Below are 26,113 nucleotides of genomic sequence, written 5' to 3'. Positions count from 1 at the left end.
CAGAAAATCTGAGATTTTCTAAGTCAATCATACTTAGATATTCCTCAAACTTCGAGGTCAGCAGTCAATCCCCCCTCGCACTCCCGAACTTCCCAGAACTACGCACGGTCGCGGTTAAGCTTTGTGTGGCGCTGGGCTTTTTCCCGTACAGTCCCTCACCGTGCGTAAATCCGACATCTGTCGGAGTGGTGGGGTTGCCTCATACAGCCGTCTTCTCCACCCCCGGAGCGCCGCCGGCAGAAACCGGACGTTCCGCGGTTTTCCCGGAGTAAATTCTGTCCGAAAAAAGCCCGACGGCGACGGTGCGGAGTGCAGAACGGTTGTGTTGACACCCCAAGCACAAAGTAGTTTGAAGCCTGATAAACCGCAAGTCAGAGAATTGCCACTGCACCGCGGCCACATAAGAATTCTTACAAAAACTGCCGCTAACCGTGACCCTTCCTGCGGCACTTGAGGCGGACACGGCCCGCCGTGCACTGCCGAGAAGGAATCCGACGTTTCAATCCCCATGGGGCGCAGATTTCGTCGATTTTCTTCTCAACAAGCAACGGCACCAGGCTGTCAAACGACACGATCAGCGCCGAGAATGGCAGGATATGACCAGAGACATTACCAAGATGAAAGGAGCAGCAGATGGCACAGGCGAGCCCGTCGAAGCACGGCAACCCCACCAGGACACGGCTCATAGCCGCCGCCATCCTGGCGGCGGCCTGCCCGCTGCTCTCAATGCTCTTTTCGCAGCCAGCCCTGCAGGCAATCATCTTTCCCGGCTACCGACGGCTCTCGAAGTCCCTTATGTCTGCGCTGGCAGCCGCAACCTCCATTGCTCCCTTTGCCATCTGGGACTGGCTCACCACCGCCCTTGTGGTGGCAGCCATCGTGACGCTGGTACACCGCATCCGCCGCCACAAGCACCTCCTTCCGTGGTTCTCGGTTGTGGCGCTGGTCGTGGCCGCAACGGCGTTCCTGGGCACCGCCGGCTGGGCGCTCAACCACTATGCCCCGGAGCTCTCGCAGGACCTTGGCCTCGAGGTTGGCCAGTACAGCGAAGACCAGCTTGCCGACGCCACCTCGTACTACCTTGACCAGGCGGCCTCACGCGCGCAGCTGGTTCCGCGCGAGGAGGACGGCACCCTCTCCCAGCAGGACTTCTACGAGCTGGCACGCATCGCCGGAGCATCGTACGCACCGCTCTCGCAGCGCTACGAGGTCTTCTCGGGCAGCACCGCCCCCGTAAAGTCGCTCCTGCTCTTTGGCGAGCCCCTGCTCTACAGTGGCCACACGGGAATCTTCTGGGCAGCAACCGCGGAGTCGAGCGTGCCCCTTGACACCGCGGCCGCCGAGCTTCCCTTCACGATGTGCCACGAGGCCGCGCACCGACTGGGCATAGCCAGCGAGCAGGAGGCCAACTTCTCGGCGTTTCTCGCCTGCTCTGCCAGCGACGACGTGCGCTTCTCGTACTCTGGCTACTACTCCGCCTTTAACTACTGCGTGAACGCCCTGCTGGCGCAAGACCCAGAGCGCGCACAGCAGCTGGTCTCGGACGCGCTCGCAGGTGCAAACGGCGCCGGCGTGGCGCTCGTGCTGCAAGACCGCGCCGCCACCCAGAAGCACTACCAGGCCTTCGAAGGCCCCTTTGAGGACGTGGGCACCACGGTCAACGACACCTACCTCAAGAGCTTTGGCGAGAAGGACGGCGTGCGCTCGTACGGCCTGGTTGTTGACTACCTGCTCGCCTGGCTGGACGAGTAGCGCTCGGCGTCGTGCCTGATGCGGTCTGCCTCGCGCTGCGCCTCCTCGGTGGGCGGCGGCAGGTGCGCTCCCAGGTCTGCAGGCACGTCGCGCCCATAGCGCACGATGTCGTTCTCGAGCACGCCCGCCGTATCCTCGGGCAGGTACACCGAGAGGCTCCCGCCCTTGCAGACAAACTCGGCGCAGCCGTCGTCGCCCACGCAGGCGTCGGACTCCCCGCCAAGAACCGAGACCCACCGCTCGCCGGCGTGGCGCGATCCCACGTACATGCGCTTTGCTCCGCCCGCGCAATCGGTGAGCACGCACGCCACACCCGAGCCGCCATGGCGCCCGTCGCCCTCGCGCGTCCAGCCAACAACATCCGGGTCGTCGAGGTAGTCGTGCTGCGGCCCGTAGGCAAAGCGACGCCGCAGCTCCATCAGCAGCGGCAGCTCGCGCACGGCGGGAATGTTGCCGTCGTTGGGCATGCCAAAGAGATCACCGTAGAAGACGCACGGGTAGCCCGCCTCGCGCAGCAGGATGAGCGCGTACGCCGAGGGCTTGAACCAGCTCTGCACAAAGGACTGAAGTGCCTGGCCAGGCTGGGTGTCATGGTTCTCGACAAAGGTCACGGCGCGCGTGGAGTCGGCGCCCACAAGCGTACCGTCGAAGAGGCGTCGCAGGTCAAAGGTGCCAAACGAGCAGGAAGCCTGGTACAGGTGGTAGTGAAGCGGCACGTCAAAGAGGCTCATCGCACGCTCGGCGCCAAGGTAGGCCTTAAGCTCGCCCACATCCGGCGACCAGTACTCCCCCACCGTGAAGAGCTCCTTGCCAAACTCCTGACGCAGCGCCGGCAGCCAGCGGAGAAAGAACTGGCGGTCCATGTGCTTGAGCGCGTCCAGCCTAAAGCCGTCGAGGTCACAGGTCGAGAGGTACCACTCGCCCCAGCGCAGCAGCTCGTCGTAGACGGGCTGGTACATCTCGTCCACGTCGCAGCCCATGAGGTAGTCGTAGTTGCCGTTGTCGTGGTGGTCTACCTGCTCGCTCCAGTGCTTGCCGTCAAAGAGGTAGATGGCGTTCGCGTGCGTTGCCTCGTCGTAGTCCACACCGTGGAAACAGGTCCAGTTCCACTTGAAGTCAGAGTACCTGTTGCCGCGCCCGGGAAAGTCGAAGCGAGTCCAGGCCGTGATTTCGCGAGGCGCTGAGACGGGCTGCTCGCGGTTGTACGAGGCCACCTCGGTCGCGCGCACGCGCTCCGTTCCGTCGGCGCCCATGCGGTGGTCGAGAACCACGTCGGCCAGGGCCTGCATGCCCGCTGCGTGGATCGCGTCGATGGCGGCCAGGTACTCCTCCCGCGTGCCGTACTTGGTGCGCACAGAGCCCTTCTGGTCAAACTCGCCCAGGTCGTAGGTGTCGTACACGCCATAGCCAACGTCGTTTGCACCGGCCATGCCCTTGTAGGCGGGCGGCAGCCACACGGCGGTGATGCCATTGTCGGCAAAGAGCTGGGCATCCTCGGCCAGGCGACGCCAATGCTTGCCGTCCGCGTCGAGGTACCACGAGAAGCCTTGGAGCATCGTGCCGTTCATAAGCGCAGCCACCGCACCTACCCTATGCGCGTGGGGTGCGTGCAGGCAATAACGGCTGCGATGATGGCAACAAGCACAGCCGGCGCAAAGCCGATAAGCCCAAGCACCAGCGACGCGAGGAACAGCCACCAGAACACGCGCAGGCCCGCCCCTATCGCCCAGCCAAGGATGCGAAATATACCCACGACAAGGGCAAACACAAGCCAAACCGCCAGGACGGCCAGCATGACCGGCGCAAACAGAATGGCGAAGAACGATGCGAGAAGAAACGTAATCATGGGACCTTCCCTTCGGGACGCCAACGGGGCATCCACCCATTACGGGAAATCCTACCCCTTTAGGCCAAGGGGCTTACGCCAGCCACAATGTCCGCGCCCTGTGCAGCATCGCGAAACACACTTGAAACAATGTTGCCAACGTGTTACAAATAAGCTGTAAAAACTGAAGGCCGCTCAAGAAAGTTGCAGGTGACGGCATATGCCCAGCATTTCCACGTCCAGTCCGCTCATCATCCTCGTCGTGTTTCTCATCATGATCGCCCTGCTCTTTGGTGCCGTGCTGGTGGCAGCGGTGGCACAGGCAATCGTGAACAAGGTGCGCGGCCAGCACGGGCCGCAGGAGAACGTGACCACCTACCCCACCATGCTCTATCCGCGCTACTAGACGCTGACCACAAGCGAAGAGCACACAGGCGAGAAACCCGTAGGCGACTCGCGGCGGCCCGGACGGGATTGCCCGCCCGGGCCGTCCTTGTGCGCAGGCGCAAACTGCCAGCTACCCGGGCTATCCCCTGCGGACGACCCCAAGGCGCAGCTGGTGCAGCCCGCGCAACGTGAGGGTCTCGTCCACCACGGCCGCATGCGACATGAGGGGAGCCACGCGATTGGCGCCGCTTCCCGTAAGCACGACGCAGGTCTGCCCACCAAGCTCGGCAAAGATGCGGTCGAGAAGACCATCGACGCGAGCCACCTCGCCAAAGACCACGCCAGACTGCATGGCCTCGCGCGTGGAGCGGCCGATGGCCGCCTTGGGCGCATGCAGCTCAATCACGGGCAGGCGGGCTGCGGCGCGGGAGAGCGCCTGTGCCCCAAGCGCAAGCCCCGGCGCGATGATTCCGCCGAGAAACACCCCCTCGGCATCAATGACCTCGATGTTCATGGTGGTACCAAAGTCCACCGCAACAACTGGAACCCCGTACGTGGCACGTGCGGCTACCACGTCTGCTATGCGGTCAGGCCCAACCTCGGCAGGGTCGCTGTAGCGCATGCGCAGCCCCGTCCTGAGACCGGGCCCCACCACCACGGGACGCGTGCGGCACGCTGTTTCCAGGGCCGCCGACCAGGCCTCCGTTAACGATGGCACCACGCAGGAGAGAACCGCGTCGAGCGGTGGCTCGGCAAAGGTCGCCGCGCGCTCCGGAGCAAGCGAGCGCTGCTCGGCGACGTCGCGGGCAAGCACGCCCAGCACCTGTGCCACCTGCATGCGAGCCTCGTCGGCCGTGAGCCTCTCGGGCGTGGTGAGCTCCCAGGTACCAAGCGGCTCGTCCGTCTCGTCAGCGTCTGCCGAGAAGAGCCCAAAGCCGGTGGAGGTGTTGCCAACGTCAACGGCAAGGACACAGCGCTTCTTGGCTGCCGCGGGCCCGGTCTGCTCGCCCTTTCCCATGTGCGCTCCCTTCGACGACGACGCAAAGGCCATTCGCTATACTCTAGCAAGTCCGCGCGCATGTCCGGCGCGCGGCACCGGTAACCCGACTCCTCGGCCCGCAACCGCCGGCCACCAGGGGGAGCGGATATACACAAAGGAGAACAACATGGACAATCCCTCTGGCCGCGCCTCATGGCGTGGGCAGCTGACGGCGCGCGGCGTCGTTATTGGCTGCATTGGCTGCGTCGTCATCACCGCCTCCTCGGCCTATACGGCACTCAAGCTGGGCGCGCTGCCGTGGCCCATCGTGTTTGCGGCCATCGTCTCGCTCTTCTTCCTCAAGCTTCTGGGCAACGCCAGCCTGAACGAGGCAAACGTCACCCACACCATCATGTCTGCTGGCGCCATGGTTGCGGGCGGGCTTGCGTTCACCATCCCCGGCGCGTGGATGCTGGGGTACGCCAATGAGGTGGGCTTTGCCCAGATGCTCGTCGTGGCGCTTGCCGGCACTGGCCTGGGCCTTGTTGCCACCGCCATCATCCACCGGCACTTCATTGTTGATGCGAACCTCGAGTTTCCCATGGGCGCCTCCGCGGCGCAGACCCTACGCGCAACCGAGGCCGGCGGCAAGACCGGGCGGCGCCTCTTTGCGTCGATGGGGCTCGCCGGCGCCTACGCCGTGCTGCGCGACGCGCTTGGCGCCGTGCCCACCATGCTGGCCGCGCTTCCCATCCCCGGCGTGAGCTTTGGCATCTACAACTCACCCATGATGCTCTCGGTGGGCTTTCTCGTGGGCGGCGTGGCCGTGGCCTGGTGGTTTGCGGGCGCCCTTCTCGCCAACTTTGGCATTGTGGTTGCAGGCAGCGCCGCGGGACTTTGGGCCGTCGATGCCGCGCAGGGCATCGTGAAGAGCCTGGGCATGGGGCTCATGATGGGCGCTGGCCTGGCGGTGGTGGCCAAGGACATCGTGCCGCAGCTTGCGGGCATCGTGCGCGGCGTGCGGGGTACCGGTAACGGCACGGGCGCGGACGGTAACGGCGCGGCCGAGTCGCTGGTCACTGGCAGCGTGCGCACCGACGCCGGCACGTTTGCGGTGATTGTTGCCGCCATCGTGGTTCTCATGTGCATGGGGCTTGGACTTCCGCCGGTGGTGAGCGTTGCGGTGGTGCTTCTCGCCTTTGTGACCACCGCCATGAGCGCGCAGTCATGCGGACAGACGGGCATCGACCCCATGGAAATCTTTGGCCTTATCGTGCTGCTGCTTGTCTCGGCGTTTGCGCAGGTACGAGAGGTGCAGCTCTTCTTTATTGCCGGCGTGGTGGCCGTTGCCTGCGGGCTTGCCGGCGACGTGATGAATGACTTCAAGGCCGGAAGCATCCTTGGCACTGACCCGCGCGCCCAGTGGCTGGGTCAGGCAATTGGCGGCGTGCTGGGAGCCGTGGTCTCCGCGGCGGTCATGATGGCGCTGGTTGAGGCCTATGGACCGGATGCCTTTGGGCTGGGCAAGGAGTTTGTCTCGGCGCAGGCGAGCGTTGTGGCCACGATGGTCTCGGGCATCCCCAGCGTCCCTGCGTTCGTGATTGGCCTTGCGGCGGGCATCGCGCTCTACTGGGCCGGGTTGCCGGCAATGATGCTGGGGCTTGGCGTCTATCTGCCGTTCTACATGTCGTTCACCGCTGCGCTGGGCGCGGCGCTCAAGTGGGCGATTGACCGCGTTCGTGCCGCGCGCACGGCCAGCCTGCCCGCGGACGAGCGCGCCGCGCGCGACACCGACGCGCAGGAGGCAGGGGTGGTCATTGCCTCTGGCGTACTGGGTGGCGAGTCGATCGTGGGCGTCATTATCGCGATGGTGAGCGTTATTGCGGGGCTTACGGCGTAGGGGCCGCTCGCCGCGAGGAAAACGCACCTTCGGCGAGAAACCGGCGCCCGAGAAGCCCTTTTGGCAGCAAGTGGGAACCAAATGGCGCTCCCGGCGTCATTTTGGCGCCCGAGCGAGGGTTTCCGAAGCAAGTGCGTACGAAAGGGGCCCTCGGGCGTCATTTCGACGCCGGAGCGAGGGTTTCCGACGCAAGTGCGTACGAAACGCCCCTTCCGGCGTCAATCAGGCGCCGAAAGGGGCGTTCTAGCAGGGATTACGTCCAAAACGAGCCCTCCGGCGCCCTTTTCTCGCCGGAGGGAGTTTTTTCTCCGCGCCGCACGCAACGCGCCGGCGCCGTGCCGCACCGCTAGGCGTTGAACACGTAGCAATCAAGTCGCCCAAAGGCCTCCTGCACACGCGAGAGCGGCAGCGCGAGATTCATGCGCACGTGGCAGGGCCCGTGGAACGCGCGGCCATCCTGCCAGTCAACGCCCACGCGCCATCCTGCGCGCTCGACCCACTCGATGTCGCGGCCGTGGCGCTCGCACCACTCGCTACAGTCGAGGAACAGCATGTAGGTCCCCTCGGGCCGGCTCACCTGCACGCCCTCGAAGTGCTCGCCGATAAAGTCGCACGCCCAGGAAATGTTGCCGTCCAGCACCTGCAGCAGCTCCCCCAGCCAGGCCTCGCCCTCGCTGCTATACGCGCCGATAAGCGCGTGCATCGAGAGCACGTTCATCGAGTTGTAGCAGGACTTCCTGCTCTTTGCCACAACGCGATCGCGCAGGTAGTCGTCGTAGACGATGTGGTAGCTCCCCACCAGCCCAGCCAGGTTGAAGGTCTTGCTCGGCGCGTAGAGCGCCACCGTGCGCCGGCGGGCGTCCTCGCTCACGGACTGCGTGGGCACGTGTGTGTGCCCTGGCAGCACCAAGTCGGACCAGATCTCGTCAGAAATCACCACGCAGTCGTGCTCGCGGTAGACCTCCATTGCGCGCTCAATCTCCCAGCGCTCCCACACGCGCCCGCAGGGGTTGTGCGGCGAGCAGAACACCGCCACGTGGATGTGGTTCTCCTCCAGCTTGGCGGCCATGTCCTCATAGTCCATGCGCCAGACGCCCTGCTCGTCCTTGACCAGCGGCGACAGCACAATCTTGTAGCCGTTCTCATTTATGCAATGCGTAAATCCAATGTAGGTGGGGCTGTGGAGAAGCACAGCGTCGCCCGGGGCGGCAAAGACCGTGAGCGTGGAGACCAGCCCGCCAAGCACGCCGTTCTCGTAGCCAATGTGGTCCGCCGTCAGGCCGCGCACGCCGTTCCTCCGGGTCTGCCAGTCAATGATTGCCTGGTAGTACTCATCGCGCGGCGAGAAGTAGCCAAACGCCGGATGCTGGATGCGCTCGGCCATGGCACGCGTGATGGAGGGCGCCGTGGGGAAGTTCATGTCGGCAACCCACATGGGAATGGCGTCGAAGCCCTCCGCCGGCGCCTCCGGCGCCATGCCGCCCGAGCCAAGCGCGTCGACCGCGATGGCGTCCATGCCGTGCCGTTCCATGATTGATGTGAAGTCGTACGTCATGCTCGAATCCGTCCCTTCCAGGCTATACCAGTCCCAACCTTTCGCAGGCGTTCCAGATGCCATCGCTGTCAACGTCGTCGGTCACGATGTCGGCGATTCCTTTCAGCGAGTCCATGGCGTTGCCCATGGCCACCCCCAGCCCAACGCTCCTGAACATGCCCTCGTCGTTCCCGCCATCGCCAAAAGCAATGGCCTGCTCGGGGCTAAAGCCCAGCATACGCAGCATGCGTTTGACGGCAGGCTCCTTGCCTCCGCCTTTGGGGATCACGTCGCAAAAGGCGTCAGTCCAGCGAGCAAGCTCCACGTTGTCGGTGGCATCCGTCAGGATGTGGTCGTCTTTGGGCGGGAAGAACGCGTTATAGAGATAGATGTCGTTTTCGAGGGCTTGCTCTGGATTGTCAACCTCAAAGTGTATGTCAACGCGCTTCTCGTGGCGGGTCACGGTGTCATTCTTGTACGAGATGTAGCAACGGTCCTTCTCGATAAAAAGGCAGGGGTACAGACCGGCTTTGGTCTGGCGCACGGCAATCTCTACATCACGCCTCTCGTGCGGATGGCTGTACAGGACTTCGTCGTTGGTGTAGCAAAGGGCGCCGTTGAACGTGATGAAGGCCGAGAAGGGATCCAGGTCAAGCGAGTCCAGCATGTACGGAGCACGACCGGTAGCAAGCACGACCGTGATGCCATTTGCCGCAAGCGCACGCACGGCTCGCTTCGTCGACTCCGGCTCTCCCTTCTCTCTAAATGAGAAGAGCGTTCCGTCCACATCGAAGAACGCGACTTTGACGTCTTTGGAATCAGCGGCCACGCGCAATCCTTTCTTCCAGAAGGCAGGCGACCCACGCACGGTCACTACTCGGCCATGGCCTCTCGCCAGTCCTTGCACACGTCCACCCAACCCTGCGATGCCGAGCAGCGCTCCAGCTCGGGAAGGGTGAGGCCAATCGCGCTGCTCTCGCTTCCCGCCGCGGGAAACACGCGATCAAAGCGGCGCAGCGAGACGTCCAGGTACGTGCGCACGCCGGGCTTCACGGCAAACGGGCAGACGCCACCCATGGGGTGACCCACCACCTGCGGCAGGTCATCGGGCGCCACAAAGCGCGGCTTTGTCCCAAACTCACGCTTGAAGGCCGCGCTCCACAGCTTGGCATCGCCCGCGCACACCACGAGAACGGCGCCATCCCCCACCGCGCACGCCATCGTCTTGGCAATGCGCGCCGGCTCGCAGCCCAGGTCGCGCGCGGCCAGCTCCACCGTGGCGCTCGACTGGTCAAACTCGATGATCTTGTCGGCAACGCCAAAGGGCTCGAGGTACGCTCGGACGCTCTCGACGGACATGGGCCTCGTCCTCTCTCAACGGCTGCCCACTTGCCGGGCAGCATCACAAGAGAGTAGCCTACCACCGCTGGCCGTAGGACTGACCGGCGCCGAGGACGCCTTCCTCGTGCGAGGCAATGCCGTCGCTCTTGCGCAGCGCTCGCTTGTTGACCAGATGTTCCTTCCAGCCGTACGAGAGCTGCGACGGCGTGGGCGCGTCCAGCTCCACGTGGCCAAAGGCGTTAACCACCCGGGTTCCGCAGGCAAGCTCCCTCTCGCGCGAGAAATTCGTGATGTAGTTGGCGTGCACGTGACCGTGGACCATAAGGGCGGGCCGCCAGCGCTCGAGCAGCGTGTTGAAGCACTCGAAGCCGCGATGTGGCAGGTCGTCCAGGTCTCCCACGCCGCGCGCGGGCGCATGGGCGAGAAGCACGTCGAAGCCGCCCAACAGGCGGATGCTCGGCTCGACCTTGCGGATGCGCCGGCGCATCTCCTGCTCGGTGGACATGTAGGTGCCGTCCTTGTAGCGCATGGAACCACCCAGCCCAACAATGCGCAGGCCACGGTACACGTAGACCGAATCGTCCACGCAGATGCAGCCCAGGGGCGGCTTGCGGCGGTAGCTCTCGTCGTGGTTGCCATGCACGTAGAGCACGGGACACGTGAGCATGGTGACGAGAAACTCCAGGTAGTCGGCATCGAGGTCACCCGCCGCCAAGACAAGGTCAACGCCCTCGAAGCGCGAGCGGCGGAAGTTGTCCCACAGCATGCGCTCCTCGACGTCGGCAATCGCGAGGATTTTCATGGCCGCGGCTCCCCGGGCACGCTGGTAGCTGCCCCGGCGACGCCGCTGCCCGCCAGCGAGCCACCGGCCGTCAGTCCGCCGGCTGCCAGCCCGCCAGCCAAGGACGTCTCGTCAACGGGATGCCAGTTTGCAGGGAGAATGCCCTCCACATTGTCGTTGAGCCAGTCCATGGACACGACGTCCTGCTCCCTCAGCCTAGGCGAACCCGCCGGCTGCACCACGCCCGTCTGGCTTCTCAGCTCGCCCGCAAAGGGATCGAGCACGCCGCGCTCGATGCCGTGCGTGAGCTGGTCGACGAGCTTGCGCGAATAGTAGGGCAAATCGTCCGAGAGGCGCAGCCCAATGACCCCCGACGACATGCCGTACCAGTAGCTTACCGCCTGTGGACGCGCGGCGTCACCGGCGTCCTGCCAGGACCCGTTGAGAAGCCCCTGCACGATAAGCTCGTAATAGCGGCCCCAGTTCCAAACCGGCAGGGCCAGGTTGTGCACGCGGCCGTTCACCATCTGGTAGAGGCCCAGCGCAAGCGGGTCGTCCCAGGGCGCAGTGACGTCCGAGCCCGACATCACGGTGACGCCCTCGTCGGCCATGTGGTGGTAGAGCGAGTCACCGCCACGCGTGGACCAGACCAGCCGCACCTCGACCCTGGGGTCCACCAGCGCCGCGCCAATGGCAAAGGCGTTTATCTCGGCAACCGACCCAAACATGGGAACGTTTGCCTGGTAGCCCACACGATGGTTGGTGGCAAAGCTCGCCGCCAGCGCGCCCGTCACGAACTTGGCCTCGTACATGCGCCCGTAGTAGGAGCGCACGCGACTGTGCGGAAGGTTGCAAGAGCAGTTGAGGAAGTGAACCTCCGGGTGGGCAATAGCTGCCTTGGCCGTGTTCGCCATGAGCGTGGGCGAGCAGGTAAAGATTACGCGCACACCCTGCTCAACGGCCGCGTCCACTACGGCAGTGAAGTCGTCTGGGGAGGAGCAGTTGTCGTAGGCAACGGTCTGCACCGTGCCGTTGAAGCGCTTCTCGACCTCAAGACGTCCGGTGTCGTGGGCACGTGCCCAGCTCGAGGTTGCCAAGGGCCTCTCGTAGAGAAACGCCAGGCGAAGCGGATTGGCTGGCGAGTAGGGCGTGTGGTACGAGAGCCGCGAGAGAACGCCGCCGCGGGAGGTTGGCTCTGCCTCTGGCTCGCTTACCAGCACCACATCCTCGCGCGGGCCCGCCAGCGCAAGCTCGGACCACAGGCGCCCCAGCCGCTCGACCACAATGGAGGGCGGCGTGTCCAGAAGGCGCTCGTCCGGGAAGTAGCTCAGGTACGCGAGAAGCGCGTCACCGCAGGTTGCGTCCAAGTGCGAGCCGCCCGCACGCTGGTAGAGCGAGCGGAAGTACTGGTAGGTGGAGGTAAGCTCGCGCACGGCTTCGTCGGGCCAGGGCGAGACAAGGTCACGTCCGAGAAGCGCGGCCAGCCGTCGGTAGGAGCCCTCGCGTGAGAACTCGATGTCGTAGGTTGGCACTGCTCGCCAGAACTCGAGGAACTCGCCATAGAGTCGGCGCTCCGGGGCGTCCCACTGCTTTGGGAGCAGCCGCGTGACCTCGGCCTCGATGGAATAGGCGCCCAGGTAGCGCATCACGGAGGTGCGCTTGTTGCCCTCCTGGACGTAGAAGCGGTGCATGTACTCGTAGACCTTGACGGGGTCGCGGAAGCCCTCCGTGGTCTGGATGGCGTAGAGGTTTGACCACTTGGCCGCGAACTCCGTGGTGGGCGCAAGGACGGGCATGAAGGTGCGCGAGAAGGAGCGTTGGCGGCCCTCGGTGCGAGTGCCGGCCACCATGTCGAGCGGGATCTCCATGGTGCCCAGACGCACCTCGCCGGCAGTGTCGCCAGGGGCGAGCACGGAATCGAGCGCAGGCAGATAGGGATAGATGCCCGCCGACGTGTCGCGGCGCAGGTCTCGCTCGCCGCGACGGAGGGCCTTTCTGTACTCCTCGCTCATGGTGGCGGACGTCTCCTTTCGTGCGCGGTGGCGCGCGGCGAGCGTGGCTTGTCGCGGGCGGTCGCGGGCGGTCGCGGCTGGGCGCGAGCGCGGTCACTTGTTCAGACAAGTATATCTTGACCGGAGCAAATGCGACTGCCACGCCACGCAATGCCGCGGATTCTCGCCATTTAGGAATTTTCCGAACGGTTAGGGGGTTCTAACCGTTCGGAATGCGCGGCATCCCAGGGGCGCCGCGGATTCTCGCCATTTAAGGAGTCCTAACCGTCCAAAACGCGCGGCACAGTAAGTCCGTGACGCCCGAAGGCGGGTTTCCGCAGCAACTGCGCACAAAAGGGGCCCTCCGGCGCCGGCGCGTAAATCACCTCGTCATCTGTGGAATTTACTTCCTCGTTACAGCACATCACCAGTACGTAGCGTAGAATCGTCCGCACAGTTTCAGAGCAAATGCGATGACAGGGCGAGTACTTGCCACGCCATCCCACAGCAAGCGGGACCAATGAGAACCCGCGGTGGGTGGCAAGGAACATTCCCTCGAGCTGCTCGGGCGAACGCGCACCGCCTCTGGGCCACCCCCCACGCAGGCAGCAGCGCAACTACCTCGGGCCGGAGCCCACCGTGACGGGCATCGGGAGAACGCACCACGTCTCACCTGGAATCGCATTTCTCGCACGAAGAAGGTTGCGCAGGAAGCGAGAGGTGACCATGGAACTTCGAAGCGATGCCATCAAGCGGGGCCTGGCCCGCGCTCCACACAGAAGCCTGCTCAAGGCCGACGGCCTTACCGACGAGGAACTCGAGCGTCCGCTCGTGGCGGTCGTCTCGTCCCAGAACGAGGTCATCCCCGGCCACATCCACCTGGACAAGATCGCCGACGCCGTCAAGGCCGGCGTCCGCATGGCCGGCGGCACTCCGCTGCAGGTCAACACCATCGGCGTCTGCGACGGCATCGCCATGAACCACGAGGGCATGCGCTACTCGCTCACCAGCCGAGAAGTGATCGCGGACTCCGTCGAGTGCGCCGTCCAGGGCCACCAGTTCGACGCGATGGTCCTGATCCCCAGCTGCGACAAGGTCGTCCCCGGCATGCTCATCGCCGCGTGCCGCCTGGACATCCCCACCGTGCTGGTCTCCGGCGGCCCCATGCTCGCCGGCCGCGGACGCCACGGCGAGGAGACCGACCTCAACAGCCTGTTTGACGCCGCAGGCCAGGTGACCGCCGGCACCATGACCGAGGACGAGATGCACTGGCTCGAGAACACCGCCTGCCCCACCTGCGGCAGCTGCTCGGGCATGTTCACCGCGAACTCCATCTGCTGCCTGGCCGAGGCACTTGGCATCGCGCTTCCCGGCAACGGGACCATCCCCGCCGTCTACTCCGAGCGAATCCGTCTTGCAAAGCACGCCGGCATGAAGGTCATGGAGCTGCTCGAGAAGGGCATCACCGCCCGCCAGATCATCGACGCCCGCGCCGTGCGCAACGGCATGGCGCTTGACCAGGCCTTTGGCGGCTCGACCAACACCATGCTCCACCTCACGGCCATCGCGCACGCCGCCGGCTGCCCCGTGACCATGGACGACTGGGACAAGGCCTGCTCTGCCACGCCCAACATCGTGCGCCTGGCACCGGCCGGCCCGCTCCACATCCAGGACTTGAACGACGTGGGCGGCGTCTCGACCATCATCGGCGAGCTGGGCCGCTCCGGGCACCTTGACCTCACGGCCAACACCTGCCACGGCACCATGGCCGAGTGGGTCGAGCAGTGCCCGCCCGTGGACGGCACGGTGGTGCGCCACATCGACAACCCGTACTCCCCCGACGGCGGCCTCAAGGTCATGCGCGGCACACTCGCGCCCGACTGCGGCGTGGTCAAGAAGAGCGCCGTCGATCCCAGCATGTACAAGCACACCGGCCCCGCACGCGTCTTCGACTCCGAGGAGGCCGCCTGCGAGGCGATCTTTGGCGGCAAGATCAACCCCGGCGACGTCGTGGTGATTCGCTACGAGGGCCCCGCCGGCGGTCCCGGCATGCGCGAGATGCTCACCCCCACCTCCGCCATCTGCGGCATGGGTCTGGCAAAGTCCGTCGCGCTCATCACCGATGGCCGCTTCTCCGGCGCGAGCAAGGGCCCCTGCGTGGGCCACGTGAGCCCCGAGGCCGCAGCTGGCGGCCCAATCGCCCTGGTGCACGAGGGCGACCAGATCTCCATCGACATCGAGGCCGGCACGCTCGACCTGCTCGTCGACGAGGACGAGCTGGCGCGCCGTCGCGCCGCCTGGGAGCCGCCCGCGCCCAAGTACACCACGGGCGTCCTCTCCCGTTACGCCAAGCTCGTGACCAGCGCAGACAAGGGGGCATACCTGTCATGACGAACACCGACAGCCACGCGGCGTCCGTCGCCGAGAAGCTCGCGCGCAAGCAGACCGCCATCGAGGGCAAGCCCTTTGGCATGGGCTCGCACTCCGAGTACGAGGGCAAGACCATGACCGGCGCCCAGGCGATCATCGCGAGCCTGGAGTGCGAGGGCGTCGACACGATCTTTGGATACCCCGGCGGCCAGGCCATCAAGATCTACGACGCGCTCTATGACTCCAAGCGCATCCACCACGTGCTGGCCAGGCACGAGCAGGGCGCCACGCACATGGCCGACGGCTACGCCCGTGCCACGGGCAAGGTGGGCGTGGTTCTCGTCACCTCGGGCCCTGGCGCCACCAACACCGTGACGGGCATCATGACCGCCTACATGGACTCCGTACCCCTGGTGGTCATCACCGGCCAGGTCACGCGCGGCGTCATTGGCACCGACTCGTTCCAGGAGTCCGACATCGTGGGCATCACCATGCCCGTCGTGAAGCACTCGTTCCTGCTGCAGTCGACCGACGACCTCACCCGCACCTTCCGCGAGGCGTTCTACATCGCCTCCACCGGTCGCCCCGGCCCCGTCCTCATAGACATCCCGAGCGACCTCTCCGGAGCGCAGATGGTCTTCCACTACCCGGACTCCATTAGCATCGCCAGCTACAAGCCCACCTACCGCGGCAACGCACGGCAGGTCAAGCAGGCCGCGCAGCTCATCATGAAGGCCAAGCGCCCGCTCATCTACGCCGGCGGCGGCATCGTGACCAGCCACGCCTGCCAGGAGCTGGTCGAGCTCTCCGAGACCATGGACATCCCTGTGGTGACCTCGCTCATGGGCAAGGGGGCCATGCCCTGCTCGAACAAGCACAACCTGGGACCCGTGGGCATGCACGGCTCGAAGTACGCCAACATGGCCGTCATGGAGTGCGACCTGCTCATCGCTGTTGGCGCGCGCTTCTCGGACCGCGTGACCGGCAAGGTCTCCGAGTTCGCCCCGCACGCCAAGGTCATCCACATCGACATCGACCCGGCGGAAATCGGTAAGATCGTGAACCCCACGGTGCCCATCGTGGGCGACGCCAAGGTTGTTCTCGCCTCGCTCAACGAACGCCTGCACAAGGAGGACGCAAAGCCCGTGGACGACGGCTGGTTTGCCGAGGTCTGCTCGTGGCGCGACCGCTGGCCGTTCTACACGGACGACTTTGCAAGCAGTGTGGACTACCCCGACAAGATTGCGCCCGAGGTCGTGCTCTCCATGCTCTCCGACAAGCTCAACCCCGACGCCTCGATCGTCACCACCGAGGTGGGCCAGCACCAGATGTGGGCGCACCAGAACATCCGCCGCGAGCACGCACGCACGTTCCTCTCGTCCGGTGGCGCCGGCACCATGGGCTTTGGCTTCCCCGCCGCCATTGGCGCCAAGATCGGCTGCCCCGACGACGAGGTGGTCTGCATTGCCGGCGACGGCTCGTTCCAGATGAACGTTCAGGAGATGGCCACAGCCATCCAGGAAAACGTGCCCGTCAAGGTGATGATCATCGACAACAGCGCCCTTGGCATGGTCTACCAGTGGCAGAAGCTCTTCTACCACGAGCGCTACTCGTTCACCAAGCTGCGGGACGTCCCCGACTTCGTGAAGCTGGCAGAGGCCTACGGCTGGCGCGGCAGGCGCATCTCTCGCCCCGAGGAGGTCGAGGACGCGCTCAACGAGATGCTCGCCTCCAAGGAGCCGTACCTCTTGGACGTCGTGATCCCCACAGACCAGACGGTCTACCCCATGGTGGCCCCCGGCGCGCCTATCGACGACATCATCGGTGCCCTGGACGTGACACTGGGTGGCGTGCGCGTCTCCGGCAAGGGCTTTGGCAAGGACGGACGCCCCGCCACCGCCGAGGGCGAGAAGGACGGTGACGAATGATGAAGCACATCCTCTCCGTGCTGGTCGAGAACAAGCCTGGCGTGCTCTCGCGCGTCACCGGCATGATCAGCCGCCGCGGGTTCAACATCGGCTCGCTCACCGTGGCGCCCACCGAGGACGAGAGCCTCTCCCGCATGACCATCATCGTCGAGGCCGACGACGTGGGCTTCGAGCAGATCACCAAGCAGCTGCACAAGCTTGTCTCGGTCTTCAAGATCTCTGACCTCACCGAGGACGACGCCATCGAGCGCGAGCTGGTGCTCTTCAAGGTCCAATGCACCCCCGAGCGCCGCCACGAGATCATCGAGATCGCGGGCGTCTTCCGCGCCAACATCGTGGACGTGGGCAAGAACACGCTCACGATCGAGGCAACGGGCACCGAGAGCAAGCTCGACGCGCTCGAGGACCTCTTCCGCAGCTACGGCATTCGCCAGCTCACACGCACCGGCAAGATCGCGATGTCGCGTGGGCACGACCAGTAGCGCCCCGCTGGCCGGCGCCTGCGCACGGCCCTACGAACACGGTTCAACCCGCCAGACGGCGGATGAACATAGAAGGAAGCGGCACAAACGAAAGGAAGTACGACATGGCCGTCACCATCTACTACGAGAAGGACTGCGATCCCTCGATCATCCAGGGCAAGAAGGTCGCCATTATCGGCTACGGCTCGCAGGGCCATGCCCACGCGCTGAACCTCATGGACTCCGGCGTCGACGTGCGCGTTGGCCTTCGCGAGGGCTCCAAGTCCGCCGAGAAGGCCCGCGAGCACGGCCTCAAGGTGACGGACATGGCGACGGCCGCCAAGGAGGCCGACGTCGTGATGATCCTGACCCCCGACGAGACCCAGCCGGCGGTCTACAAGGAGTTCATCGAGCCCAACCTCGAGCCGGGCAACACCCTGGCCTTTGCCCACGGCTTCAACATCCACTACGGCTACATCAAGGCTCCCGAGGGCGTCAACGTGATCATGGTTGCCCCCAAGGGCCCGGGCCACATCGTGCGCCGCCAGTACACTGAGGGCTCCGGCGTGCCTGACCTGGTCTGCGTTGAGACCGACGCCACCGGCGACGCGTGGCCGCTGGCCATGTCCTACGCGTGGGCACTGGGCGGCGCCCGCTCCGGCCTCATCAAGGCGACCTTCGCCGAGGAGACCGAGGAGGACCTCTTTGGTGAGCAGGCCGTTCTCTGCGGCGGCCTGGTCGAGCTGGTCAAGGCCGGCTTCGAGACCCTCACCGAGGCTGGCTACCCCGAGGAGCTTGCCTACTTCGAGTGCTATCACGAGATGAAGATGATCGTGGACCTCATGTACGAGAAGGGCATCCACTTCATGAACTACTCCATCTCCAACACGGCCGAGTACGGCGAGTACTACGCCGGTCCGCTGGTCATCAACGACAAGTCGCGCGAGGCCATGAAGTACATCCTCAAGCGCATCCAGGACGGCTCGTTTGCCCAGGAGTTCGTCGATGACTGCAACAACGGCCACAAGAAGTTGCTCGAGGAGCGCGAGAAGATCAACACGCACCCCATCGAGACCACCGGCGAGCGCGTGCGCTCCATGTTCTCCTGGCTCTCGAAGGACGAGGACTAGTCTCACGCTTGCGTGAGCTAGGCTTTGCTGCCTGACAGCCCCGCCGGAACCCAGTTCCGGCGGGGCTTTTCGTGCTTGCTTTGACGCTCCACCCCAGGCGGGACTTGCAAGCTCGGGTCTTGGTATCATTCAGTCAGAGATTGTGGTGCATTCCACCAGCTTACTCGCCTGCCAGAGGGTGATTTCAAATGATGTATCCATTCATGACGCTCAATGATGATACCGAGATTGTTCATTCCGACATGAACAAAGATGGCCGCGTGAAGGTATATATCGAGAAGCCGGATGCTCGGGATGGATTTCATCATGTGACGTGCTGGCTCCCCGAAGGCACCTGGGAAGCCAACGACGGCTTTTCCGAGGAGGAGCTTCGTTACTTCAAGGACATAGTTCGCTCCACTTCTAACCTTATCCTTGAATTCGCTGCAAACGGAGGCTTTGAGAATGCCTCAGGTTTTTAGGATTGGCCCCTACTGGGTCTATTTCTGGGCGAACGAAAGCGATCAGCTCGAACCCATACATGTTCACGTCTCAGAGGGAGCGCCAACGAAAAACGCAACCAAGATTTGGATTGCCGCATCCGGAAAGACCTATCTCGCGAACAACAACTCCAAAATTCCGCCCAAAACTCTGCGAAATATCATGCGCATCGTGGAGGCAAGGAGCGAGGAAATCATCGCTATGTGGGAAGAGTACTTTGGCGAAGTGCGCTTCTACTGCTAGGCAGATGCATTTCGCTATCTGCGCGACTTCACTCGCCAATAGTGCGCGCAAGAACTCGTCGCGCCTCCCAGCAGTTCCCTCGCGGTAACCAGCCCACTTTATAGTGCGTACTTCCCTATCTGCTCTCAACGCGACAGACTTGAACCAGTGGAAGCGGCGGGCTGTCATCGGTGCCCGCCCGGCTAGGGAGGCAGCCATGACGCAAGACGAGCGGCCCGAGTACCTCATAAACGCACTGCTAGAAGACCCTGCCTGCGCATACGCCGTCGACGGGCGCATCGCCATGCCGCCCTCGTGCGAGGACCGCCGCCACCTGCTGCGCGCCCTCATGAACGTTCGCATGCCGGAACCCGCGAGCGACGAGCTTCTCGCCATCCAAGACGCCTACCTCAAGGAACGCCTGGCAGATCGGGGCGTCTCGCATGTGGCAGCCCTCCCCTTCAACACAGACGGCATCACCGTGTGGCGCGGCGACATTACCACGCTCGACGCCGATGCCATCGTGAACGCCGCCAACAGCCAGATGCTCGGCTGCTTTGTCCCCAACCACCGCTGCATCGACAACGCCATCCACACCTACGCCGGCATCCAGCTACGTCTTGCCTGCAAGCGCATCATGGACGAGCAGGGTAACGAGGAGCCTGCCGGCACGGCCAAGCTCACTCCGGGCTTCAACCTACCGGCTGCGCACGTTCTCCACACCGTGGGGCCAATCGTCCCCACGGGGGTTCCGAACGCGCACGACCGCGAGCTTCTCGCCAGCTGCTATCGCTCCTGCCTTGAGCTTGCCGCCACGCACGACCTGCGAAGCGTTGCCTTCTGCTGCATCTCCACCGGCGAGTTCCGCTACCCAAACCGCCAGGCAGCGGAGGTGGCAATCCAAGCCGTGCGCAGCTTCAGGCGCAAGCATCCCAACCAGTCCCAGATGAAGGTGGTCTTCAATGTCTTTAAGCCAGTGGACGAGCAAATCTATCGAGACCTCCTCGCAGGCCGCTGAGAAGATCGCGGCCTGGCTGGACGAGAACGATGCTGTGCTTGTGGGTGCTGGCGCGGGTCTCTCGGCTGCCTGCGGCCCAGAGTTCGCCTACACCGGGGAGCGCTTCGAGCGCCTCTACGGAGACTTTGCCCAGCGCTACGGCTTCCAGGACGAGTACTCCGGTGGTTTCTATCCCTACGACACTCCGGAGGAGCTGTGGGCGTGGTGGTCGCGCGTCATCTGGCACGAGCGCTACGTTGGGCCAGTGGGCAACGCGTATCGTGACCTGCTGCGCATTGTGGACGGGCGAGATTACTTTGTCCTCACGACCAACGTAGACCACCAGTTCCAGCGGGCGGGCTTCGACAAGCAGCGTCTCTTCTACACGCAGGGCGACTACGGCCTCTTCCAGTGCTCGGTCCCCTGCCATCGCCGCACGTACGACAACTACGACGCCGTGCGCCAGATGGTAGAGGCCGAAAAGGACCTTCGCATCCCCACCGAGCTGGTGCCGCGCTGCCCCGTGTGCGCCGAGCCCATGACCATGAACCTCAGGGTGGACGGCCGCTTTGTGGAGGACAAGGGCTGGCACGCCGCTGCCCGCCGCTACGACGCCTTCGTTCGAGGGCATGCCCACGGCAAGGTGCTCTACCTGGAGATTGGCGTTGGCGCAAACACGCCGGGCATCATCAAGCACCCGTTCTGGCAGCAGGTGGCCGAGAACCGCAACGCTCGCTACGTGCAGCTCAACCTCGGCGACGTGATTGCCCCGGCGCGCATCGCCGAGAGGTCCGCGTTGTACGATGGGAACGCAGCGGAAGTGCTCTCGAAGCTTGCATGAGACAAGGGGAGTGTCCCTTTGTCTCATAAGGAGGCAACGTCATGCGCATAGCGTTGATCACGGGTGCGTCGAGCGGCCTGGGCCGCGAGTACGCGCGCTGGGCGAGCGACCACGGCGACTATGACCAGATTTGGGCCGTGGCTCGCAGACGCGAGCGCCTAGAGAAGCTGGCGTCGGAGCTTTCGACTCCCGTGCGGCTGGTTCCTCTCGACCTCACGGAGAAGTCCTCGATCACGCAGCTCAAGGGACTTCTCGACGAGGCAGCGGCGCAAGACACAGCGCGTGGCGAGAAGTTCTCCGTGGGCCTTCTCGTCAACGCGGCCGGCCTGGGGAAGTTTGGCACCTACGCCGACATGACCTGCGAGGAGGTCGACACGATGGTCGACCTCAACTGCCGCGCGCTTGTCGACGTGACGCAGGTGGCGCTTGCGCACATGGAGCGCGGCGGGCGCATCATCCAGATTGCGTCCAGCGCCTCGTTCCAGCCGCTGCCGGGGCTCAACGTGTATGCGGCGAGCAAGGCGTTTGTCCGCAGCTACACGCGGGCACTCCGCTTTGAGCTGCGCGGACGCGGCATCTCTGTGACGGCCGTGTGCCCGCTGTGGGTGAAGACCGAGTTCATCGACGTCGCGCGCCAGACGGCCAACGGCCAGACGGTGCGCCACCCCTTCCCCGTGCTGGGCGCGCGTCGGGTGGTGCGCTGGTCGATGCTGGTCAACGCCGTGAACTACCCCATCGCCACCTGCTGCGTGACGGGGTTCCTCATGAGGGTTGCCGACAAGATCATCCCCGCGCCGGTGATCATGTGGATCTGGGAGGGCGTGCGGAGGATTTAGACGCGGGTGCGAGCCCGAAATGCCGGCGCATCCTCCGGTGACGCCGGAGGGCACGTTTTTGCAGGCATTTCGTCTGAACCACGCCCTCCGGCGTCATTCTGGCGCCGGAGGGTCCCTCTCGTACGGAATCCCGCTATTACCGCAGCTCCGGCGTCATTTATTCTCCGGAAGGTGCATCTCGTACGGAATCCCGTCGGAAGCCCCTGCTCCGGCGTCGATTTCTCTCCGGAAGGATCATCTCCGCAGCCATGGCGGTTGGAACCTTCCCTCCGGCGTCATTTCGACGCCGGAAAGCCTTCTCATACAATCCCGTCGGAAGCCCTCCTCCCGGCGTCATTCTGGCGCCGGAGGGTCCCTCTCGTACGGAATCTCGCTATAAACGCAGCTCCGGCGTCATTTCTTCTCCGGAAGGTGCATCTCGTACGGAATCCCGTCTAAAACCCCTGTTCAGGCGTCATTATCTCGCCGGAGGGCGCATTTCAGCAGAGAAGGTCATTGCATTCTCGCACAGGAGAGTCGCTTCTCGGCGAGAACAGCTTCCTGTCTTAGCGCGGTCCACCGCCAGGGCCGCCCGCGCCCCGAGGTCCACCAAAGCCGCCAGGGCCACCATGCCGATAAGGGCCGCCGGGGCCAGGCCTCATGCCGCCTCCTCGCGGGCCAGGATCGCCCCACCCGCGACCCCAACCGCCCCACATGCCAGGCCCACCAAACCAGCCACCCCACATGGGACGACCCCAACCAAAGCCCCCAAAGAGGAGTCCGCAGAACAGTCGCGCTGCTAGCGCTACCAGCAGGAATACAACAATCAAGAAGAGGATCATCGCGCTCACCTCCGGAACGGTCGGCAGCTGGACTACCGTGTCCGCCCCAAATGGGGCACGACCGCCGGCCGATGACGAGAAGGTACCCACCCCTCGTAGCGCCAGGCAGCACCGTTCCAGGTACCACACTTCTGCCCCAATGCTCCGGCGAACCTGAAAGCCCCCGTCTGCAAGCGGGTGTACTATGGCAACCCAACTGCTCGGAACAAAACAGGAGCCTTAGTGCAAGAGGGGACAAAGACAACCGCCCGGGAGGTCCTGGCGGCCGCGTGGCCGGTCATGCTCTCCTACGTTGCCGTGGGGCTGCCCTGCGGTGTGCTGGCCGCCAAGGCAGGCATGACGCCGCTCATGAACTTTGTTCTGGGGTTCTCGTTCCTCTCTGGCGGCGGGCAGTTCATGATGAGCAACCTGTGGCTGGCCGGGACGCCGCTGTTCTCGATCATCGCCTCGGTGGCGGCCATCTCCACGCGCTTTGCGCTCTACTCGGCGTCGCTCGCGCCGCACCTCAGGCGCTTTGGGCGCAGGCAGTCCCTGGCGATTGCCTGCTGCTACACCGAGGAGGCCTATGGGATCACGCTCTCGCGCCTGACCTCGGGCGAGGCGTGGACCGCGAGCCATGCGCTGGGCCTCAACGTGTGCGTGCAGCTCACCTGGGCGGCCTCGTGCGCGGCCGGTGCCGCGCTGGGTTCCGTGGTCGACATCCCCACCGCCATCGCCGGCTTTGCGATGACCTCGCTCTTTGTCTACCTGCTCTACGCGCAGCCCCATGCGCGCGGCACCGCGTGCGCAGCGCTGGGAGCAGCCGCGACCGTTGCGCTCTGCAAGTGGAACGGGCTGGGCGGCGTGGCCGTGCCGCTCGCAGCGCTTGTGGGCGTGGCCGCGGGGATGGCGTCGGGGATCGTGCCTCGGCGGGGCAGCTGCGGCCGCCCGGGAGGTGACGGGCGATGAGCACCTCTCAGTTCCTGGTGCTTTGGCTCACCTCGTTTGCGTTCATTCTCGCCTGCCGCGTGGTGCCCGTGGTTGCCCTGCGCGGACGGCCCCTCTCGCCGCGCGTGGTGGAGGCGCTGGGCTACATCCCGCCCGCCGCATTTGCTGCCCTGGTCGCGAACGACCTGCTCTCCCCCACCATGTTCGACGCCGGGGCTTGGACGGGGCTCATGCCGCTTGTTGCTGCAGGCGTGGTGGTGCTCGTGGCGTGGCGCACCCGCTCGATGCTATGGTGCTGCGTGGCGGGAGTCGCGGCATACGTGCTGCTCTCGCTGGTCTAGCGGCACCGGAAGGCAGGAGGCGGGAGCATGGTCGAGCAGAGCTTCGAGGTCGAGGGCGAGAAGGTCACCCTTCGAGCGACGGAACCGGCTGCGAGCGGAGACGAGCACGTGGCCCGCGTTCCCGTGGTCTACCTGCACGTGTTTGAGGCTGACGGGGCAGACGTGTGGCAGCGCCTTGGCGAAGGCGGCATGCCGCCCATGACCCTCGTGGCGATAGAGCCCAAGAGCTGGGACAACGACCTCACCCCGTGGCCGGCCCCGCCCACGTTTCGAGGTGGCAGGCCCTATGAGGGCCTTGCCGGAACGCAGCTCGAGCTTCTCGGCCGGGCGATACTGCCAGATGCCGAGGCCCTTCTCGCCCAGCACGGCATGGCGCCGTCCTTCTCGGCTCTTGCGGGCTACTCGCTGGCGGGGCTCTTTGCCGCGTGGGCGGTAACGCAATGCAGCCTCTTCGAGCGTGTCGCCAGCGTGTCGGGCTCGCTGTGGTACCCGGACTTTGTAAAATACGTCGCTGGTAACGGGCCCAAGTCCTGCGTGCGGCGTGCGTACTTCTCGCTTGGGGACGCCGAGCCGCGCACACGCAACCGCGCTATGCGGAGCGTCCTTGAGGACACGCAGCAGGTGGAGGAGAGGTTCGAGCGGTCTGGCGTAGACACGCGGTTTGAGCTCAATCCCGGAAACCACTTCACCGACGAGGACCTGCGCACCACGCGCGGCATCCGCTGGCTGCTGGAGGACGGGGGCGCGAGCGACGTGCCGGTAGCCTAGGCCTAGGCCGCCTGTGCCGGACGCGCGGTGACCCACGCCATCGACGCCAGCGGCACCACGGCCACGCACGCCAGGAGCAGGTACGCCTCGCGCGTGCCAACCATGGTCGCCCAGGCCATGTTGGTGGCCCCCACCTGCGCCGCATTGACGATGGCCGTCACCACGCTGGTGCCTATCGCGCCTGCAAGCTGCTGCAGCGTGTTGATAACCGCGTTGCCGTCGGCCTTGATGGCTGGGGGCAGAAACGAGAGCGACTCGGTCATGGTGTTGCCCACCATGAGGCTCTGGCCAAAGGCGAAGCATACGTAGATGGCGATGGCGGGCGCGGTGGGCAGGCTCTGCGAGAGCGCGGCGAAGAGTGCCGTGCCGAGAAGCGCACAGGCGGCGCCCACGAGGATGGGCCTTCTCGGCCCAAAGCGGTCGAGAATCTGGCCAGAAAGCGGCGCCATGCAGGCGCCCACCACGCAGCCGGGCAGCAGGATGGATCCGGCCTCGGTCTCGCCGGTGCCCATCACAAGCTGCGAGTAGTTGGGGATGAGAAACGACAGCCCCAGCACAACAAACTGCAGGCAGACAAGGGCAACCACACCCATCACAAAGCGGTGCCGAGAGAAGACGGCAAGGGAGATGAGCGGATGGTCCGCTCGCCCTTCTCGCCGCACGAAGAGGACGAGAAGCACCGCGAACGCCGCCAGCAGAGAGAGCTCGGCGGGGCTTGTCCAGCCAAGGCTGGAGCCCAGGTCGACGGCGAAGACCAGCGTGGCGAAGGACGCGGCGATGGCCAGCCAGCCGGGGACGTCGAAGGGGTCGCGCGTGACCTCGTGGCTCTGGCGGATGGAAAGAACTCCCAGGACAAAGGCTACGCCGAGCACAGGCAGGAGCGCCGCGAAGATCATGCGCCAGCCGAAGTTCTCGGCAAGCCAGCCGCCCACGGAGGGGCCAACCGCCGGCGCCATGGCCGTGACCAGCGTGCCGATGCCCATCATGACGCCCATGTTCTTCTTGGGCGCCTGCTCGGTGATGATGTTGAACATGAGCGGGAGCGCGATGCCGGTGCCCACGCCCTCGAGGATGCGGCCGCACAGCAGCATGGGGAACGAGATTGCGGTGAAGCCGCACACGATGCCAGCGATGTAGAAGGCCATGGCCGCGATAAAGACGCTGCGGGTGCGGAAGCGCCGGTTGAGGTAGGACGACGTGGGCACCACCGTGGCAAGAACCAGCAGGTAGGACGTGGTCATCCACTGGACGGTCGAGGTGGTGATGTTGAACTCGGCCATGAGCGAGGGGAACGTGACGTTCATGGCGGTCTCGACGGTGACGCCGGAGAACGACATGATGCCGGCGGCGATGACAGACAGGACGAGACGTGCGTCGAGCACGCGCTCGAAGCCGTTTGTGGTGGTGCTTTCCTTCATGGTGCGACTCCCGTGATTGGCTGGTCGCGGCGGAAATGTCTCTGGTTCCGCACGGGACACAGGCACTATAGCCAATACGCGGG

At 64.8% G+C, this 26,113-nt stretch carries 24 protein-coding genes; 15 read left to right on the top strand and 9 right to left on the bottom strand.

Going from position 1 to position 26,113, the window contains the following annotated elements:
- The first annotated feature begins 633 nt into the window (after positions 1-633).
- Complete coding sequence (locus BT122_RS06625; RefSeq protein WP_072355181.1) at positions 634-1,752, top strand: DUF3810 domain-containing protein; 1,119 nt, start codon at positions 634-636, stop codon at positions 1,750-1,752.
- On the opposite strand, the gene BT122_RS06620 is transcribed toward BT122_RS06625, so the two are convergent.
- Complete coding sequence (locus BT122_RS06620) at positions 1,725-3,332, bottom strand: alpha-amylase (RefSeq protein WP_072355180.1); 1,608 nt, start codon at positions 3,330-3,332, stop codon at positions 1,725-1,727. The two genes, BT122_RS06625 and BT122_RS06620, sit on opposite strands and share 28 nt — an antisense overlap.
- A 5-nt stretch (positions 3,333-3,337) precedes the next feature.
- Entirely contained in the window at positions 3,338-3,598 is a 261-nt protein-coding gene (locus BT122_RS06615; protein WP_059054943.1) for a hypothetical protein, read from the bottom strand.
- Positions 3,599-3,797: 199 nt separating this feature from the next.
- Between BT122_RS06615 and BT122_RS06610 the strand changes: the two genes are divergently transcribed.
- A complete protein-coding gene (locus tag BT122_RS06610; RefSeq protein WP_072355179.1) occupies positions 3,798-3,983 on the top strand; it encodes a hypothetical protein in 186 nt (61 codons plus the stop codon).
- A gap of 120 nt (positions 3,984-4,103) precedes the next feature.
- On the opposite strand, the gene BT122_RS06605 is transcribed toward BT122_RS06610, so the two are convergent.
- Positions 4,104-4,982, bottom strand: a complete 879-nt coding sequence (locus tag BT122_RS06605; protein WP_072355206.1) for a type III pantothenate kinase — start codon at positions 4,980-4,982, stop codon at positions 4,104-4,106.
- A gap of 148 nt (positions 4,983-5,130) precedes the next feature.
- Here BT122_RS06605 and BT122_RS06600 point away from each other — a divergent pair, with 148 nt between their 5' ends.
- A complete protein-coding gene (locus tag BT122_RS06600) occupies positions 5,131-6,843 on the top strand; it encodes an OPT/YSL family transporter (RefSeq protein ID WP_072355178.1) in 1,713 nt (570 codons plus the stop codon).
- 346 nt (positions 6,844-7,189) lie between these two features.
- Here the strand turns inward: BT122_RS06600 and BT122_RS06595 are convergent, their stop codons facing one another.
- The 5 genes from BT122_RS06595 to BT122_RS06575 are packed head-to-tail and all read right to left on the bottom strand — an operon-like array spanning position 7,190 to position 12,511.
- Complete coding sequence (locus tag BT122_RS06595; protein ID WP_072355177.1) at positions 7,190-8,398, bottom strand: MalY/PatB family protein; 1,209 nt, start codon at positions 8,396-8,398, stop codon at positions 7,190-7,192.
- A 22-nt stretch (positions 8,399-8,420) separates the two neighbouring features.
- Positions 8,421-9,206 (bottom strand): Cof-type HAD-IIB family hydrolase, encoded by a 786-nt coding sequence (locus tag BT122_RS06590; protein ID WP_286130330.1) that lies wholly within the window; start codon positions 9,204-9,206, stop codon positions 8,421-8,423.
- A gap of 44 nt (positions 9,207-9,250) precedes the next feature.
- The gene (locus BT122_RS06585; RefSeq protein ID WP_072355176.1) at positions 9,251-9,736 is read right to left on the bottom strand and encodes a YbaK/EbsC family protein; all 486 of its coding nucleotides are present in this window, start codon (positions 9,734-9,736) and stop codon (positions 9,251-9,253) included.
- 58 nt (positions 9,737-9,794) lie between these two features.
- The gene (locus tag BT122_RS06580) at positions 9,795-10,520 is read right to left on the bottom strand and encodes a metallophosphoesterase family protein (RefSeq protein ID WP_072355175.1); all 726 of its coding nucleotides are present in this window, start codon (positions 10,518-10,520) and stop codon (positions 9,795-9,797) included.
- Positions 10,517-12,511: a BMP family ABC transporter substrate-binding protein gene (locus BT122_RS06575; protein WP_072355174.1), complete on the bottom strand. Its 1,995-nt coding sequence runs from the start codon at positions 12,509-12,511 to the stop codon at positions 10,517-10,519. Before BT122_RS06575 ends, BT122_RS06580 begins: the two co-directional genes overlap by 4 nt.
- Positions 12,512-13,216: 705 nt before the next feature.
- On the opposite strand from BT122_RS06575, the gene ilvD reads away from it, so the two are divergent.
- The 12 genes from ilvD (at position 13,217) to BT122_RS06515 (ending at position 24,612) form a co-directional block, all read left to right on the top strand.
- Positions 13,217-14,881, top strand: coding sequence for a dihydroxy-acid dehydratase (gene ilvD / locus BT122_RS06570; protein ID WP_072355173.1), 1,665 nt, complete (start codon positions 13,217-13,219; stop codon positions 14,879-14,881).
- Positions 14,878-16,788: a biosynthetic-type acetolactate synthase large subunit gene (gene ilvB / locus BT122_RS06565; RefSeq protein ID WP_072355172.1), complete on the top strand. Its 1,911-nt coding sequence runs from the start codon at positions 14,878-14,880 to the stop codon at positions 16,786-16,788. Before ilvD ends, ilvB begins: the two co-directional genes overlap by 4 nt.
- Positions 16,785-17,270 carry an acetolactate synthase small subunit gene (ilvN, locus tag BT122_RS06560; protein WP_286130329.1) on the top strand — a complete coding sequence of 162 codons (486 nt, stop codon included), beginning with the start codon at positions 16,785-16,787 and terminating at the stop codon, positions 17,268-17,270. Before ilvB ends, ilvN begins: the two co-directional genes overlap by 4 nt.
- 104 nt (positions 17,271-17,374) lie before the next feature.
- Complete coding sequence (gene ilvC / locus BT122_RS06555) at positions 17,375-18,379, top strand: ketol-acid reductoisomerase (RefSeq protein ID WP_032111191.1); 1,005 nt, start codon at positions 17,375-17,377, stop codon at positions 18,377-18,379.
- Positions 18,380-18,567: 188 nt separating this feature from the next.
- Positions 18,568-18,840, top strand: coding sequence for a hypothetical protein (locus BT122_RS06550; RefSeq protein ID WP_072355171.1), 273 nt, complete (start codon positions 18,568-18,570; stop codon positions 18,838-18,840).
- The gene (locus tag BT122_RS06545) at positions 18,824-19,102 is read left to right on the top strand and encodes a DUF4160 domain-containing protein (protein WP_072355170.1); all 279 of its coding nucleotides are present in this window, start codon (positions 18,824-18,826) and stop codon (positions 19,100-19,102) included. The genes BT122_RS06550 and BT122_RS06545 overlap by 17 nt, the downstream gene beginning before the upstream one ends.
- A 196-nt stretch (positions 19,103-19,298) precedes the next feature.
- Entirely contained in the window at positions 19,299-20,099 is an 801-nt protein-coding gene (locus tag BT122_RS06540) for a protein-ADP-ribose hydrolase (RefSeq protein WP_072355169.1), read from the top strand.
- Positions 20,044-20,919 (top strand): SIR2 family NAD-dependent protein deacylase, encoded by an 876-nt coding sequence (locus BT122_RS06535; RefSeq protein ID WP_072355168.1) that lies wholly within the window; start codon positions 20,044-20,046, stop codon positions 20,917-20,919. The genes BT122_RS06540 and BT122_RS06535 overlap by 56 nt, the downstream gene beginning before the upstream one ends.
- A 41-nt stretch (positions 20,920-20,960) precedes the next feature.
- The gene (locus BT122_RS06530; protein WP_072355167.1) at positions 20,961-21,755 is read left to right on the top strand and encodes an SDR family NAD(P)-dependent oxidoreductase; all 795 of its coding nucleotides are present in this window, start codon (positions 20,961-20,963) and stop codon (positions 21,753-21,755) included.
- Positions 21,756-22,798: 1,043 nt separating this feature from the next.
- Entirely contained in the window at positions 22,799-23,524 is a 726-nt protein-coding gene (locus tag BT122_RS06525; RefSeq protein WP_143189995.1) for an AzlC family ABC transporter permease, read from the top strand.
- A complete protein-coding gene (locus tag BT122_RS06520; protein ID WP_072355165.1) occupies positions 23,521-23,844 on the top strand; it encodes an AzlD domain-containing protein in 324 nt (107 codons plus the stop codon). The genes BT122_RS06525 and BT122_RS06520 overlap by 4 nt, the downstream gene beginning before the upstream one ends.
- Positions 23,845-23,871: 27 nt before the next feature.
- Positions 23,872-24,612, top strand: a complete 741-nt coding sequence (locus BT122_RS06515; RefSeq protein ID WP_072355164.1) for an alpha/beta hydrolase — start codon at positions 23,872-23,874, stop codon at positions 24,610-24,612.
- Between the two features lie 2 nt (positions 24,613-24,614).
- Here the strand turns inward: BT122_RS06515 and BT122_RS06510 are convergent, their stop codons facing one another.
- On the bottom strand, positions 24,615-26,030 hold the full coding sequence (locus tag BT122_RS06510) for a DHA2 family efflux MFS transporter permease subunit (protein WP_072355163.1): 1,416 nt from the start codon (positions 26,028-26,030) through the stop codon (positions 24,615-24,617).
- Positions 26,031-26,113: the final 83 nt, after the last annotated feature.

The sequence above is a fragment of the Olsenella sp. kh2p3 genome, from assembly GCA_900119625.1.
Taxonomy (GTDB): Bacteria; Actinomycetota; Coriobacteriia; order Coriobacteriales; family Atopobiaceae; genus Tractidigestivibacter.
This window is presented reverse-complemented; position numbering and strand designations above follow the sequence as displayed.

Bases quoted from the DNA above. Each gene is read 5' to 3' on its own strand.
- BT122_RS06625 (WP_072355181.1), top strand. From the start codon at position 634: ATGGCACAGGCGAGCCCGTCGAAGCACGGCAACCCCACCAGGACACGG.
- BT122_RS06615 (WP_059054943.1), bottom strand. From the start codon at position 3,598: ATGATTACGTTTCTTCTCGCATCGTTCTTCGCCATTCTGTTTGCGCCG.
- BT122_RS06610 (WP_072355179.1), top strand. From the start codon at position 3,798: ATGCCCAGCATTTCCACGTCCAGTCCGCTCATCATCCTCGTCGTGTTT.
- BT122_RS06605 (WP_072355206.1), bottom strand. From the start codon at position 4,982: ATGGGAAAGGGCGAGCAGACCGGGCCCGCGGCAGCCAAGAAGCGCTGT.
- BT122_RS06600 (WP_072355178.1), top strand. From the start codon at position 5,131: ATGGACAATCCCTCTGGCCGCGCCTCATGGCGTGGGCAGCTGACGGCG.
- BT122_RS06595 (WP_072355177.1), bottom strand. From the start codon at position 8,398: ATGACGTACGACTTCACATCAATCATGGAACGGCACGGCATGGACGCC.
- BT122_RS06585 (WP_072355176.1), bottom strand. From the start codon at position 9,736: ATGTCCGTCGAGAGCGTCCGAGCGTACCTCGAGCCCTTTGGCGTTGCC.
- BT122_RS06580 (WP_072355175.1), bottom strand. From the start codon at position 10,520: ATGAAAATCCTCGCGATTGCCGACGTCGAGGAGCGCATGCTGTGGGAC.
- BT122_RS06575 (WP_072355174.1), bottom strand. From the start codon at position 12,511: ATGAGCGAGGAGTACAGAAAGGCCCTCCGTCGCGGCGAGCGAGACCTG.
- ilvD (WP_072355173.1), top strand. From the start codon at position 13,217: ATGGAACTTCGAAGCGATGCCATCAAGCGGGGCCTGGCCCGCGCTCCA.
- ilvB (WP_072355172.1), top strand. From the start codon at position 14,878: ATGACGAACACCGACAGCCACGCGGCGTCCGTCGCCGAGAAGCTCGCG.
- ilvN (WP_286130329.1), top strand. From the start codon at position 16,785: ATGATGAAGCACATCCTCTCCGTGCTGGTCGAGAACAAGCCTGGCGTG.
- ilvC (WP_032111191.1), top strand. From the start codon at position 17,375: ATGGCCGTCACCATCTACTACGAGAAGGACTGCGATCCCTCGATCATC.
- BT122_RS06550 (WP_072355171.1), top strand. From the start codon at position 18,568: ATGATGTATCCATTCATGACGCTCAATGATGATACCGAGATTGTTCAT.
- BT122_RS06545 (WP_072355170.1), top strand. From the start codon at position 18,824: ATGCCTCAGGTTTTTAGGATTGGCCCCTACTGGGTCTATTTCTGGGCG.
- BT122_RS06540 (WP_072355169.1), top strand. From the start codon at position 19,299: ATGACGCAAGACGAGCGGCCCGAGTACCTCATAAACGCACTGCTAGAA.
- BT122_RS06535 (WP_072355168.1), top strand. From the start codon at position 20,044: ATGTCTTTAAGCCAGTGGACGAGCAAATCTATCGAGACCTCCTCGCAG.
- BT122_RS06530 (WP_072355167.1), top strand. From the start codon at position 20,961: ATGCGCATAGCGTTGATCACGGGTGCGTCGAGCGGCCTGGGCCGCGAG.
- BT122_RS06520 (WP_072355165.1), top strand. From the start codon at position 23,521: ATGAGCACCTCTCAGTTCCTGGTGCTTTGGCTCACCTCGTTTGCGTTC.
- BT122_RS06515 (WP_072355164.1), top strand. From the start codon at position 23,872: ATGGTCGAGCAGAGCTTCGAGGTCGAGGGCGAGAAGGTCACCCTTCGA.
- BT122_RS06510 (WP_072355163.1), bottom strand. From the start codon at position 26,030: ATGAAGGAAAGCACCACCACAAACGGCTTCGAGCGCGTGCTCGACGCA.